Origin of the sequence: Geitlerinema sp. CS-897 (assembly GCF_028368005.1) — a bacterium.
GTDB lineage: Bacteria > Cyanobacteriota > Cyanobacteriia > Cyanobacteriales > Geitlerinemataceae > Baaleninema > Baaleninema simplex.
The window spans coordinates 1-13,482 of sequence record NZ_JAQNCQ010000093.1 but is presented as its reverse complement, the minus strand read 5'-3'; the positions used below and the strand labels follow the sequence as shown (position 1 = coordinate 13,482).

The following is a 13,482-nucleotide window of genomic DNA, read 5'->3' as shown; positions in this document are numbered from 1 at the left end:
ATCCCCAACATCGTGTAACATTTGATGCTTGGGATTGTTGTAACGGTTTGTTACAGTGAGAGCAGTTTGCAGACTGCTTCGCCAAAACCTCACCGCACACCCGGAGTCCTCACACCGTATTTTATGCTTAGACTCGAACGTATTAGCAAAATCTATCCCGGCGGGATCGAAGTTCTCAAAGATGTAACTTGGGAAGTCAAACCCGGCGATCGCATCGGACTCGTCGGGGCTAACGGGGCTGGAAAATCCACCCAGTTAAAAATCGTCGCCGACGAAATCGAACCCACCGCTGGCGAAGTCATTCGTCCGGCGAGTTTGAAAATCGCCTATTTGACTCAAGAGTTTGAAGTCGAACCGACGCGAACCGTCCGGGCTGAGTTTTGGACGGTGTTTGAGGAAGCCAACTGCATCCAGCAGAAAATCGCCGACGTGACGAAAGCGATGGAAACCGCCTCCCCAGAGGAACTCGATCGCCTGATTCACGATCTCGATCGCCACCAACGCAAGTTTGAAGCCCTCGACGGTTACAGTCTCGAGTCTCAAATCGAAAAAATCCTTCCCGAAGTGGGATTTTCTGTCAGCGACGGCGATCGTCTCGTCAGCGACTTTAGCGGCGGCTGGCAAATGCGGATGAGTTTAGGGAAAATCTTACTGCAAGACCCCGACGTTCTCCTCCTCGACGAACCGACGAACCACCTCGATCTCGAAACCATTGAATGGTTAGAAAATTACCTCAAAGGGATTAACACCCCGATGGTTATCGTGTCGCACGACCGAGAATTTCTCGATCGCCTGTGTACTCAAATCGTCGAAACCGAACGGGGCGTTTCTACTACCTATTTAGGCAACTATACGGCATATCTCGAGCAAAAAGCCGAAAGTCAACTGGCTCAACTGTCGACTTACGAACGGCAACAAAAAGAACTCGAAAAACAACAAGCCTTTATCGAGCGATTTCGCGCCAGTGCCACCCGCAGCACCCAGGCTAAAAGCCGCGAAAAACAGCTCGAGAAAATGGAACTCGTGGACGCTCCCGCGGGCAGCACGAAAAGCTTGAAATTCCACTTTCCCCCCGCGCCCCGCAGCGGACGAGAAGTCGTCACTATCGAAGATTTAACCTATACCTACGACGACAACATCTTATTTTTGGGTGCCAATTTGTTCGTCGAACGGGGCGATCGTATTGCCTTTCTCGGCCCCAACGGTTGCGGCAAATCGACCCTGTTACGGTTGATTATGGGCATGGAAACCATTGAGGAAGGAAAAGTCGAACTGGGAAAACATAACGTCGTCCCCGGTTATTTCGAGCAGAACCAAGCCGAAGCCTTGGATTTGAATCTAACCGTCATGGAAACGATTCATCAAGAAGTTCCAACGTGGAAAAACGAAGAAGTTCGTACCTTATTAGGACGGTTTTTATTTAGTGGAGAAACTGTTTTTAAACCTGTTTCTTCCTTGAGCGGTGGTGAAAAGGCGCGGTTGGCGTTAGCGAAAATGCTGTTGCGTCCGGCGAACTTGATGGTTCTCGACGAGCCGACGAACCACTTGGATATTCCCGCAAAGGAGATGTTAGAAACGGCGCTGAAAGAATACGACGGTACGGCGTTAATCGTCTCGCACGATCGTTACTTTATCTCGCAAGTTGCCAACAAAATTGTCGAAATCGAAAACGGTGAGTTACATTTGTACAACGGCGACTATCACTATTACTTAGATAAAAAAGAAGAAGCGCGAGTGAAGGCAGATTTAGAGGCAAAGCAACGCGCAGAGGAACAGAAGCGGAAGCAGAAGCGGGAGAAACAAAAGCAGAAACAGTTGGAGAAGAAACGGAGCAAGAAGCAGAAAAGTGCCGTTTGAAGCATCGTTTCGATTTAACTCGAAATACCTCGTTTCAAAAAGGCTTTCAGTGCTGTCGATACCACGAGAGATCGGGCGCTTGAAAGCTATCCGTAGGGTGGGCAATGCCCACCGACCTCTACATTAAGTGTGGTTAACGCTGAAGTGTGTAATACGGAATCCGAATTTCAACGCTTCGACTCCGCTCGCTTCGGCTCCGCTCAGCGTTGAGTCCGAGCGAAATCGGGGACTCAAATACTGGTTTTGCCCAACCCGACAAGCCCCTCCATCCCCCTCTCCTTTGGGGTGGGGGGCTAAGGGGGGATGTGGTGAAAACTTCTTGCAAATCTAGCCGATCGAAAACAGATTCCGTATGAGATATATCCCAAGTTTCAAGCTCGTTAGCGTTTGATTTGAAATTCATTGATGATAAAGGAGCGATCGTGTCTGAAGAAACAGCAAACCCCCACCCTGAAATTACCGTTCGCGAAATGGGAATTGACGATATTGCGCCCATTTTCCATTTAGGCGAACAACTTTTTTCGAGCGAATTGTATCCCTCACTTTATCGAACCTGGGATGAATGGGAAGTCTCCGGAGCCTACAACACCGATTCCGATTTGTGTTTAGTGGCAGAAGTAGGCGGTCGATTTGCAGGGTTTATTTTAGGCACGATCGTCGAGAAAAAAGCCGATAAAAAATTCAATGTTTACAGTTATATTCGCTGGTTGGGAGTGAGTCCAGACTTTCATCGACTTGGTATCGCCGGAAAATTGGTCGATCGCTTCATCGAACGGACGATCGGACAGGGAGCTGAAACCGTTTTAATGGATACCGATCCCTCCAACGAAGCCGCGATTAATTTCTTCACGAGCAAAGGCTTTAAAAATCCCCGACAGCACGTTTATTTATCGTTGAATTTGAGCGAACACGAGTATTACGGAAAACTGCTCGACTACGAGCGCGATCGCGCCGAACGAATTGCAGGAATGTTGCGCCGCTATCGCCAGTAACTGGTGACTGGCCATGACCCCTCCGCACCTCGACTGAGCGCTCGCCAAACGTCCTCCGGTACCTCCCCGCGATCTCGGGGAGGATGGGTGGGGTTGCGATAACAAAAGTGAGATACACCCAGTCAGGAGGCTTGATGTTGTGATGGGGGGTTAGTGCGTTTGCGGAAAGTTTGTGGACTGGATTTCCCGCGAATTAGGTTTGTTTCCCGCGATCGCACCCCACGCGATTTTTGTACCGCTGTTCTAGCTACAAAAAAGCATTATTGGTGGGCATCGATCGCTCTACATTTTCGAGAGCCAAATATTAGATAAATCGAGGACAAAACCGGGTAAAAGTGGCTCGCCAGACAACGAGTTAGGACGGTTCAAAACTTGTAAATCTTCCCCAAAACGATAGACTTCCACTTCTTCATTCTCGGGATTAATCAACCAACCGAGGCGCGTTCCATTCTCGAGATATTCCCGCATCTTCTCTTGTAACGACTTTAACTCGTCACTGAGCGATCGCAACTCGACGACGAAATCGGGAGCCAGGGGAAGAAATCGCTTTCTGACTTCGACGTTGAGAGACTCCCAAGTTTGCAGGGGAATCCACGCCGCATCGGGGGAACGATTCGCACCGTTTGGGAGTTTGAACCCCGTAGAGGAGTCGAAGACGTGACCGAGTTCGTGTTGGCGGTTCCACAGCCACAGTTGACCGAGAATTTCTGAATTTTGCCGTCCCGTTTCGCCCCCTGTCGGTGTCATAATAATTAATTCTCCCGTCGCCGTGCGCTCGAATCTCAAATCACGATTCGCCGTACAGATGCGATCGAACTGTTCGTCTGTTAGTTCGATGGATTTGGGAATCGATAGCGTAATCGTATTCATGGACTCTGTTTAGGCGCTATTTTGATGGAATTTGAGTTAGTGTGCGATCGCCCTCACTTCTCCCCACCCTAAGAACTTCCCAACAAACGCTGACGCACGCTGTCCGCAATTTGATTTCCCAAATAATCGGGAATCGCGCACTCATTCGGCCCCAGCAAATACAAAATCAACCGAGTGCGACCGCGCCACACCAACAAATTCGCATTCACCACCAACAAATCTTCTTGCCAAATGGCATACATCACCTTATAAAACAAACCCGGTTGGTTGTCCGCCTCGATTAACAACGCCGGAAGGTGAAACACGGGATCGACGTAAAACTCCGTTTCCACATCCTCCAACCCCGCATCGAGATTGAACTCCACCGCCAACATCTCTTCGACCTCGAAGTGTCCCGCCAGCGCCTCCTGAACCGCACGCGCCACGTTTTCGGAGGTTTTCTCAGAAAGCGCCTGACCGCCGCGAGACACCACCAACTTAATAAATACCAACATCGGCGGCGCGATCTGGCCGTACAAACTCAAACTGTGAATCGTCAGTCCGTAAGCCGCCAGCACCCCGAAAATATCGCTGAGGAGAAAGGATTGATTGCGATAGGCGAAGTGTAGAGCGCTTTTCTGACCTTCTGGACGAAGTTCGATGACCGCTTGGCGCGTTTTGTAGAGATGGTACGCCAACTTCAAGTTTTGCAGTTGGATCTCGCTGCTGACAAACTGCTCGTAAAACTGCGGAAACGCCCGGTTAAAGCGTTTCAACAGGTCTAAGGTAGATGATTTTAAGCCCGGAGCCATAGATATTGTCCAGTTACAGGCCAGGTCGTCGGTCGATATGGCGCCCCAACGGGAGAGCGCGACTTTGTCAGATGCAACCACGATGGATAACGGAAGAACGCTATTCTACTGTAGGCGATCGATAGAAAGTTAGAGGTTCGGGCGTTTACGGGTCGAACATCGGCTTACCCCAAGCGATTTCGAGTCCTTCGTCCTGGCACGGATAGACGACAATCGTGGATTTGTGGGAGGTCGTCGCTTGGAACAGGCAATCCCCAGATATAATGAAGCTCTAGGGCAACTATCCCATTCGCGAACTTCTACTAACCATTACCACGCCTGCATGGGTTTTTGGAAAAGCATTTTCAGTAGTTCCGATCCGGCTCCGTCGCCGAAAGCACTGTCTTTGGAAGAGTACGCTGCGCCAGGGACGATCGAGCGTTTAGGCACGCAAAGTCGTATCTTCTTCAGTACCGATCGCAATATCGACCTCTACGAACTCGAGGAACTGTGCGACTCGGTCGGTTGGGCCCGTCGTCCCCTCCGCAAAGTGCGCCGCGCACTCGAAAACAGTTTCCTCGTCGTGTCGATGTGGGAAATTCGAGGTGCGAGAAAGCGGTTGATCGGTTTTGCTCGCGCGACCTCCGATTACGCCTTCAACGCCACAGTTTGGGACGTGGCTATCCGGCCGGAATTTCAAGGAAAGGGTCTCGGCCGCGCGTTGATGAACTATTTAATTAGTAAGCTCCGTCGCGAAGATATTAGCAATATCACTCTCTTCGCCGACCCCCACGTGGTCGATTTTTACCGAGGCTTGGGCTTTATGTCCGACCCCGAGGGTATTAAAGGTATGTTTTGGTATCCGCGCTAGTGCAGTCACCAGTCGCCAGCGGTAGGGTGTGTGACGCGGCCAGAAAATGTCTTGTATTGACAGCAACATGAGATTTGCCGCGTCACGCACCGCCCCTGACAGGTTTCTTTCAAGAAGGATTTAGCGTTAGCGGCGTTGGCGTCGGAATTCTGAGGGGGTTTGGCGCAGGGGATCGTCGGGATTCCAGATGCCTAAGCCTAAGATGCGGGCGCGATCGCGAGCGTGTTGGAGTCGGGTGTCGTATTTAACGTTCGGCGGACGGGATGCGAAAAGTCCGTGACCTCGGGCGATCGCCCGTTCGTTAATTAACGTGCCGTCGAGCCAAATATATCCCAGTCGGCGATCGAAGCGATCGCGGGTCTCGAGATCGAATTCCAACTGCACTGTTTTCCCGCCGATGTCGGCTTCCAATGCCGTTTTCGCCGCTTCACCCCACGGCACTTGTTGCAAATCCGGCACATCGAGACCGAGCAAGCGTACCGTTTCGACTTCTCCGGCGAATTCGACTTCCACCGTTTGACCGCTGACAACCCGCACCACGCGGGCGGTTTCCGTTTCTTGGGGCGACTGAGGCTGACACCCCGCCAACCACAGCCCACATAGCAGCAGTGCGATCGCCAATCTTCTCATCACCCCATCATCCCCTCATCATCGACCTCAACCCAAATGAGTAGGAATTCTTATGAGTCCTGCGGCCATCTCTCCTCACCTTGCAATGTACACTAGAAAAAGTATTGGTAAAAAATCTTCATATTTTATCCGTCAATATGGAATCAGGAATTGACCTTCAAGGCAGTCTCATCGACCTACTCACGAACTTCGGCCTACCGTCCGAAGTCGCGAAAGTCGTGTGGATGCCCCTGCCCATGTTGCTGATGCTCGTCGTGGCAACGGTGGGCGTTCTCGTGGCGGTGTGGTTGGAACGGAAAATCTCCGCCGCCGCGCAACAGCGCATCGGCCCCGAATACGCTGGTCCCCTCGGAAGCCTGCAACCGGTTGCAGACGGGCTAAAGCTTTTGTTCAAAGAGGACATTATCCCCAACCGTGCCGATCCCTGGCTGTTCACCATCGGCCCGGCGTTGGTGGTAATTCCCGTGTTTCTGTCCTATCTCATCGTTCCCTTCGGACAGAACCTCGTTATTACCGACTTGGGAATCGGGGCGTTTCTATGGATTGCCCTGTCCAGCATTACCCCCATCGGGCTGTTGATGTCCGGCTACTCGTCCAACAACAAATACGCCCTTCTCGGGGGCTTGCGGGCGGCCGCGCAATCGATCAGCTACGAAATTCCTCTGGCGTTATCCGTTCTGGCGATCGTCATGATGTCGAACAGCCTCAGCACCATCGACATCGTAGAACAGCAATCCGGTTACGGCATTCTCAGTTGGAACGTCTGGCGTCAACCCGTGGGCTTCATCATTTTCTGGGTGGCGGCGTTGGCAGAAACCGAGCGTTTGCCCTTTGACTTACCCGAAGCCGAAGAAGAACTCGTCGCGGGATATCAGACGGAATACGCCGGGATGAAATTCGCCCTGTTTTATCTCGGGTCTTACGTGAACCTAGTACTGAGCGCCCTGCTGTTCGCCGTGTTCTACTTGGGGGGATGGAGTTTCCCCGTTCCCGTAGAAGCGATCGCGGGTTGGTTGGGATTGAGCGAAATGTCCCCTTGGGTGCAAGTGGTTACGGCATCCCTGGGCATCACGATGGTTTTGCTGAAAACTTATTTACTCGTCTTCTTGGCGATTTTGCTTCGCTGGACGGTGCCTCGGGTTCGTATCGACCAATTGCTCAACCTCGGTTGGAAGTTCTTGCTTCCGGTTTCCCTGGCAAACCTGCTGATTACTGCTGGGTTGAAACTGGCTTTCCCCGTGGCGTTTGGCGGTTAAACCAGTTCGTGCAGTTGTCCGCGATCGCGTGAGATATCGCGTCAGACAACGAGATAGATAGGGAGAACACCATGCTTAAGTTCCTCAAACAAGTTAGCGACTACGCGAAAGAGTCGTTTCAAGCGGCCAAATACATCGGTCAAGGTTTGTCTGTTACCTTCGACCACATGAGCCGTCGCCCGGTGACGGTGCAGTATCCGTATGAAAAGCTGATTCCGTCGGAACGGTATCGCGGTCGGATTCACTTTGAGTTCGATAAGTGCATTTCCTGCGAAGTCTGTGTCCGGGTTTGCCCGATCAACCTGCCCGTGGTGGATTGGGAATTTAATAAAGAACAAAAGAAAAAGAAACTCAACCATTACAGCATCGACTTCGGGGTTTGTATTTTCTGCGGGAACTGCGTGGAATACTGCCCCACCAACTGCTTGTCGATGACGGAAGAGTACGAGTTGAGTGCTTACGATCGCCACGAGTTGAACTACGACAACGTGGCCTTGGGTCGCTTGCCGGAAAAAGTCACCCTCGACCCGATGGTGACGCCGATGCGCGAGTTTGCGTACCTGCCCAAAGGTGTGAACGATCCCCACGATTTGCCCAAAGGTTCTAAACGGGCAGGTCTTCGCCCGGAGCAAATTCTGGAACAATTAGAACGGGAACAGGGCGATCGAGACGATGCGGCTTCTGATGCCGAGAAAAACTAGAAACTCGTCAACAGGAAGTCAGGAACGGGTTCGAGTCCCGTTCCGTCGCTCGACCCCGTTCGCAAAAGACAAGAGATAAGGAAAAAGTCGTGAATTTAGCCGAAGGCGTTCAATTCGTTTCGTTTGGAATTTTGGCAGCAACGACGATCGCCGCCGCTCTGGGCGTAGTGCTGTTGGAAAATATCGTCTACTCTGCCTTTTTGTTGGGGGGCGTGTTTATCAGCATTGCGGGAATGTACCTGCTGCTGAACGCGGATTTCGTGGCCGCCGCCCAAGTGTTGGTTTACGTCGGTGCGATTAACGTGCTGATTTTGTTCGCCATTATGCTGGTGAACAAAACGGAAGTGTTCCAACCGATGAAAAATGCCTGGTTCCGCAAAGGAGCAACCGCTTTGGTGTGTGTGGGACTGTTCGCTCTGCTGGCGACGATGGTGCGATCGACCTCGTGGGCGGTGTTGGATAGCGTCGCACCCATCGAAAGCACGGCGATTCGCTTGGGCGAACACTTCTTTAGCGATTTTCTGCTCCCCTTCGAGCTGGCGTCGGTGTTGCTGTTAATTGCGATGATTGGCGCGATCGTGCTGGCGCGTCGCGAGTTCGTCCCTGAAGAGACGGACGCTCAGCGCGAAGTGGTGTTCCGCTTGCCAGAGCGTCCCCGCGAACCCGTCGGCGCGATTGGTGAGTCTTCTTCGGCGTCGGAGAACTCCTGACGGGCGATCGCTTCAGCGTCAACTTCGTTTTCGCAATTCGTCACTCGAGAAAATCACGAGAAAATTAATGGAACTGCAACTCCAGTATTATTTACTCCTTGCGGCTGCGCTGTTCTGTATCGGTATCTACGGTTTGATTACCAGCCGTAACGCGATTCGCGTGTTGATGTCGATCGAATTGTTGTTAAACGCCGTCAACCTCAATTTGATGGCGTTCTCGAACTACCTGGACGAAGCCGCTAAAGGACAGGTGTTTTCGGTTTTCGTCATTACGATCGCCGCCGCCGAAGCTGCGGTGGGTTTGGCGATCGTCCTGGCGATTTATCGCAACCGCGACACTATCGATATGGAACGGTTCAACCTGTTGAAGTGGTAAATTACCGAATTCCATTCGTTTTTAGCCCCGTAGAGACGTTGTTGGTAGCGCTTCTACGGGGAAGTCTATTTTCTATATCTTTAAACCTAATACGGAATCCGTTTCCGATAAGCTAGTTTTCAAGAAGTCTTCACCACACCAGACACAGAGGACACAGAGAGGGACTTGCCGGGTTGGGCAAAATCAGTATTTGAGTTTCTAGACTCCGCTCGGACTCAGATTCCGTATAAAGAAGTTAAACGCAGAAAACAGTAGTCTTAGACTGTCTAGAAAGATGATTGTTCGTATTAAAAAAAACGAACAACGAGAGCAGATAGAAAACTGTATCGAAACCCGTAACGCAGGCTTTTAAGCTCCTGTCCTCCGAGCAGATTGTAGAATTAAGCATTTCCTCTATTGCCATGACTGCTCTAACTTTTCCATTAGAACTCGATCTCAAACTCACTGACGAGCAATTTTGGAATTTATGTCAAAATAATCCAGAGTTGCAATTCGAGCGAACCGCTACGGGAGAACTCATCATCATGCCACCTACTGGAGGGGCAACTAGCGATCGCAACTCTGAAATTAACTTTCAACTGAGAGCGTGGAACCGCACAACTCGACTTGGAAAAGTCTTCGACTCTGCCGGAGGTTTCAAACTACCCAACGGTGCAGATCGATCTCCCGATGCGTCGTGGTTGAAAATCGATCGCTGGAACGCTTTAACCCCAGAAGAACGAGAAAAATTCCTTCCCCTCTGTCCCGATTTCGTCGTTGAATTGCGATCGCCGTCAGACCGTTTGAGTCAAGTGCAAACTAAAATGAGAGAGTATATGGACAATGGGGCAAAACTCGGTTGGCTTGTCGATCCTCAGCGTAAAATCGTCGAAGTCTATGGGGACGATCGCTCCGTCGAAATTCTCGAAAACCCCACCCAAGTTTCTGGCGATCCCGTATTACCGGGATTCGTCCTCGACTTCAGCGAAATTTTTGAAAATTAAGTGAGTTATATGAATGTCGAAACAGTTACTTTATATCGACCCACTGGATCGAAAGAGCTAGAATTGGTAAAAGCATCAAACTATACCAAGTGGCCGCCGAGGTTGACAGGTCAGCCTATCTTTTATCCCGTAACCAACGAACAATATGCTAAAGAAATTACAACAAAATGGAATGCTAGAGATGGTGGTATCGGTTACGTGACAAAATTTAAGGTCAAGAAAAGTTTTATCGATCGCTTCGATATTCAACAGGTCGGTGCGTCTTACCATACTGAATGGTGGATTCCTGCCGATCTTCTAGAAGAACTCAATGCGAATATCGTGGGAAAAATAGAAGTAATTGGGAGATACGAAATATAACCCTAGTTGACGATATCAAAATCTCAAACGCATCGTTAGCCACCGTCTCCAATGGCTAACGCTATTCTAAACTCGACCTTTCTCTCATCTCGATCGAAGGCGAAAAATCCAGCTTTTCTACTCTTCAAGGTTCCAGCCCAAACGAGTCGGTCGTTCGTACACTCGTCGCAGCGTCCGCACGTCGCGGGGCGAAATGGACGCAGGACGGCGGACTTGGGAAAAATACATCACGTCGGTTTCCACGTCGCTATGACCCCAAATTCCTAAAGCATGACCGAGTTCGTGGCGAACGGCTGATTTGACGTACTCTCCCACTTGAGTCGGACTGACTAAAATCGAAAATTGGTGGCGTAGCGTTCGATCGTCCAAAAATAACCGATAGATTGTCCGGGCTGAAGCGGCACGTATATCCCCGTTTTCACGCCTTGGCGGTGGGTTGCGCCGCCAAATAGTAATATTTGCGGTTTCGGCGTCTAGAGCGAGGCTGAGGGACAAATACGCGCTCCATTCGTTTATAACGGATTCGACAGCAGTTCTCCACTCAGCGGGAGCGTCAGCATCGACGTAAACGCGAACGGGAAACGACGACCAAACTAACGCCCCGACTGGAGTAGATTCGAGGCGATCGCTATAGTCGTCGCCGTCGAGTTCCACCTGTTGCAGCAGTTCGGGGAGGGGATGAGGACGCAAGGGAAGGCGATCGATCGCCGAGTCGAGGGTTTTCGAGATCGATGAGAAGCGAGGTAATTGTGCTGAAACGCCTCCCGTTGCGAACGGGGAATTCCATAAAACAAGGGCGACTGCGATCGCAGCCAGCCCTATGTAATACCATCTACTCGAGACGCAGTGTCGCTTGAGTCGAAGGCGTTTGTGATGTCTTAAACCCATCCTGCACTGAGAAGGAGCGTGCAACCCATAAAGATAATCGTCAGCGTCCAGGTGATGCGGTTGAGGGTGGTTTCGGCACTTTTAGCACTGGTGAACAGTTGCGCTTGTCCGCCAATCCCGCCGATGCCGTCTCCTTTGGGGGAGTGTAGCAACACCAACACGATCAGGCTGACCGCAGAAACGACCCAAGCAATTTGAACGAGTTGAATAGTGGTCATTCTCGAAATGTCTTGTGTAGGTTACAGTTTAGGTTTTGTCTCGGGTTCGAGGGATTAAACGCGCACGGTTACCGGAGTCCGGTTCGGACGCACTTCGTATCCAGCCGGAACGATCATCGATCGCCCCGTCATTTCCGGCGGTTGCGGTAAACCGAGCAATTGCAGGATCGTCGGTGCGATATCGGCCAAGCGACCGTCTTCGCGCAAGACCACGTCGCCACCGTGGCCGGGAACTTTCACCCCTTCCCCTTCTACCAGAATAAACGGAACGGGGTTCGTGGTGTGTGCCGTCCAGGGATTGCCGTTTTCGTCTTTCATATATTCGGCGTTTCCGTGATCGGCGGTGATGAGGGTGGTTCCTCCGGCTTGGCTGATGGCTTCGAGGAGTCGTCCCAAGCAGCGATCGACGGTTTCGATCGCCTGTACCGACGCGTCCATCATCCCCGTATGTCCCACCATGTCGGGGTTGGCGTAGTTGATGACCACCAGGGAGTAAACCTGTTGTCCGATGGCGTCTACGGCGATATTCGTCACGTCTTCGGCGGACATGGCCGGAGCGCGATCGTAAGTCGCCACCATAGGACTGTTGACCAAATGGCGGTCTTCGCCGTCAAACGGCATTTCTTTCCCGCCGTTGAAGAAATAGGTCACATGAGCGTATTTCTCGGTTTCGGCGGTACGGAACTGTTTCAGTCCGTTGTCGGACACGACTTCTCCGAGGATGTTGGTGAGATTTTGCGGCTCGAAGGCGACCAACACGGGAAGATTCGGATCGTATTGCGTGAAGGTGAGCAAGTGTAGCGGTTCGATGCGATCGCGATCGAAGCCGTCGAAACCCTCTTGCACGAAGGCTTGCGTGAGCTGACGGGCGCGATCGGGACGGAAGTTAAAGAATAGAAATCCGTCGTTGGCTTCCACTGCACCGGGGGCGATGCGCGTGGGAAGGACGAACTCGTCCGTCACCTCTTCGGCGTAAGAGTCTTGCATGACTTCGACGGCCGATTTGTTGACCCTCGGCTCGTTTTCGGTCATGACTCGATAAGCTTTTTCCGTGCGATCCCAGCGGCGATCGCGATCCATGGCGTAGTAACGACCGCTAATGGTGACGATTTCGCCGACTCCCACGCGATCGAGATGCTCTTGTAAGTTCGAGATCGCTTGAATTCCCGAAGTTGGTTTCGTATCGCGGCCGTCGGTAATGGCGTGAATACAGATGCGATCGATCCCTTCAGCTTTTGCCAAGTCGATCAGTCCTAACAAGTGATCGAGGTGCGAGTGAACCCCACCGTCCGAACACAAACCGCTCAGGTGGAGTTTCCCTCCCGAAGCTTTTACGGCGTCGAACAGCTTGTTAATCGCCGGGTTATCTCGAATTGTGCCTTCCTCGATCGCGTCAGAAATTCGCACCAGTTCTTGAGGCACCACCCGTCCCGAACCGATGTTGAGGTGACCGACTTCGGAGTTTCCCATTTGCCCGTTTGGTAACCCCACGTCTTTACCTGACGTGCGGATCGTCGTTCTGGGATATGCAGTCCAGAGACTATCCATTACGGGGGTTTTTGCTGTGGCAATGGAGTTATTTTTGGTTTCTTCTCGATATCCCCAGCCGTCTAGAATCACCAGCACCACCGGAGATACAGGTGCTTGACTCATAACTCAGTTGCCCTTTCGCGATTAGAATTCAAGGTCATCATACCATCGACATCCAATCTGTGTGGTAGGGGACGCCACGCCGGAGGCGCTTTCTCGGCAACGATCGCCGAAAAATACTCGATTTCGATCGCGGGAGTGTTGCGATCGCATGAGGGATCGAAGGGGTTTTTCCCTCGATGGGACGAGTTTTTTCTATCGCTAGATAGATTATGAATGCTCCCCCACCTGCGTCCCGCGAGGCGGAGGTGTCTTATTACAAGGCGTTAGCCCTTGCGACAGGCGGCATTCTCGCTGTGTTCTGGGAACTTTTACCCAGCAACACCCCCAAGTTGTTTCCACTATGGGGC

15 protein-coding genes are annotated in these 13,482 nt (G+C 51.6%); 9 read left to right on the top strand and 6 right to left on the bottom strand.

The genetic code is table 11. The features are described 5' to 3' along the window. The first annotated feature begins 123 nt into the window (after positions 1–123). Both POG22_RS05275 and POG22_RS05270 read left to right on the top strand, forming a co-directional pair. Complete coding sequence (locus tag POG22_RS05275; RefSeq protein ID WP_498904009.1) at positions 124–1,857, top strand: ABC-F family ATP-binding cassette domain-containing protein; 1,734 nt, start codon at positions 124–126, stop codon at positions 1,855–1,857. A gap of 392 nt (positions 1,858–2,249) precedes the next feature. Then, positions 2,250–2,849, top strand: coding sequence for a GNAT family N-acetyltransferase (locus POG22_RS05270; RefSeq protein WP_498904008.1), 600 nt, complete (start codon positions 2,250–2,252; stop codon positions 2,847–2,849). Between the two features lie 282 nt (positions 2,850–3,131). Here POG22_RS05270 and POG22_RS05265 read toward each other — a convergent pair whose 3' ends face one another. Together POG22_RS05265 and POG22_RS05260 are read right to left on the bottom strand one after the other, a co-directional pair. Continuing rightward, positions 3,132–3,719, bottom strand: coding sequence for a Uma2 family endonuclease (locus tag POG22_RS05265; RefSeq protein ID WP_063716301.1), 588 nt, complete (start codon positions 3,717–3,719; stop codon positions 3,132–3,134). A 68-nt stretch (positions 3,720–3,787) separates the two neighbouring features. Further along, complete coding sequence (locus tag POG22_RS05260; RefSeq protein ID WP_017662151.1) at positions 3,788–4,510, bottom strand: ACT domain-containing protein; 723 nt, start codon at positions 4,508–4,510, stop codon at positions 3,788–3,790. Between the two features lie 322 nt (positions 4,511–4,832). On the opposite strand from POG22_RS05260, the gene POG22_RS05255 reads away from it, so the two are divergent. Then, positions 4,833–5,360, top strand: a complete 528-nt coding sequence (locus POG22_RS05255; RefSeq protein ID WP_017662152.1) for a GNAT family N-acetyltransferase — start codon at positions 4,833–4,835, stop codon at positions 5,358–5,360. A 126-nt stretch (positions 5,361–5,486) separates the two neighbouring features. On the opposite strand, the gene POG22_RS05250 is transcribed toward POG22_RS05255, so the two are convergent. After that, complete coding sequence (locus POG22_RS05250; protein WP_063716302.1) at positions 5,487–5,990, bottom strand: thermonuclease family protein; 504 nt, start codon at positions 5,988–5,990, stop codon at positions 5,487–5,489. A 137-nt stretch (positions 5,991–6,127) separates the two neighbouring features. On the opposite strand from POG22_RS05250, the gene nuoH reads away from it, so the two are divergent. The 6 genes from nuoH (at position 6,128) to POG22_RS05220 (ending at position 10,376) form a co-directional block, all read left to right on the top strand. Beyond that, on the top strand, positions 6,128–7,246 hold the full coding sequence (gene nuoH / locus POG22_RS05245; protein ID WP_017662154.1) for an NADH-quinone oxidoreductase subunit NuoH: 1,119 nt from the start codon (positions 6,128–6,130) through the stop codon (positions 7,244–7,246). Between the two features lie 71 nt (positions 7,247–7,317). Further along, positions 7,318–7,947, top strand: a complete 630-nt coding sequence (gene ndhI, locus POG22_RS05240; protein WP_063716303.1) for an NAD(P)H-quinone oxidoreductase subunit I — start codon at positions 7,318–7,320, stop codon at positions 7,945–7,947. 89 nt (positions 7,948–8,036) lie between these two features. Beyond that, positions 8,037–8,657, top strand: coding sequence for an NADH-quinone oxidoreductase subunit J (locus POG22_RS05235; RefSeq protein ID WP_063716305.1), 621 nt, complete (start codon positions 8,037–8,039; stop codon positions 8,655–8,657). Between the two features lie 67 nt (positions 8,658–8,724). Further along, on the top strand, positions 8,725–9,033 hold the full coding sequence (nuoK, locus tag POG22_RS05230) for an NADH-quinone oxidoreductase subunit NuoK (protein ID WP_017662157.1): 309 nt from the start codon (positions 8,725–8,727) through the stop codon (positions 9,031–9,033). Positions 9,034–9,434: 401 nt separating this feature from the next. Continuing rightward, the gene (locus POG22_RS05225) at positions 9,435–10,016 is read left to right on the top strand and encodes a Uma2 family endonuclease (protein WP_017662159.1); all 582 of its coding nucleotides are present in this window, start codon (positions 9,435–9,437) and stop codon (positions 10,014–10,016) included. A 9-nt stretch (positions 10,017–10,025) separates the two neighbouring features. Continuing rightward, entirely contained in the window at positions 10,026–10,376 is a 351-nt protein-coding gene (locus tag POG22_RS05220) for a hypothetical protein (protein ID WP_063716316.1), read from the top strand. A 117-nt stretch (positions 10,377–10,493) separates the two neighbouring features. Here the strand turns inward: POG22_RS05220 and POG22_RS05215 are convergent, their stop codons facing one another. Genes POG22_RS05215 through gpmI form a run of 3 tightly spaced genes read right to left on the bottom strand, consistent with a single transcriptional unit; the run spans position 10,494 to position 13,135 of the window. Next, entirely contained in the window at positions 10,494–11,264 is a 771-nt protein-coding gene (locus POG22_RS05215; protein ID WP_498904005.1) for a peptidase, read from the bottom strand. After that, positions 11,255–11,482 (bottom strand): preprotein translocase subunit SecG, encoded by a 228-nt coding sequence (secG, locus tag POG22_RS05210; RefSeq protein WP_017662164.1) that lies wholly within the window; start codon positions 11,480–11,482, stop codon positions 11,255–11,257. Before secG ends, POG22_RS05215 begins: the two co-directional genes overlap by 10 nt. A gap of 54 nt (positions 11,483–11,536) precedes the next feature. Further along, a complete protein-coding gene (gene gpmI, locus POG22_RS05205; RefSeq protein ID WP_063716309.1) occupies positions 11,537–13,135 on the bottom strand; it encodes a 2,3-bisphosphoglycerate-independent phosphoglycerate mutase in 1,599 nt (532 codons plus the stop codon). Positions 13,136–13,482 lie beyond the last annotated feature (347 nt).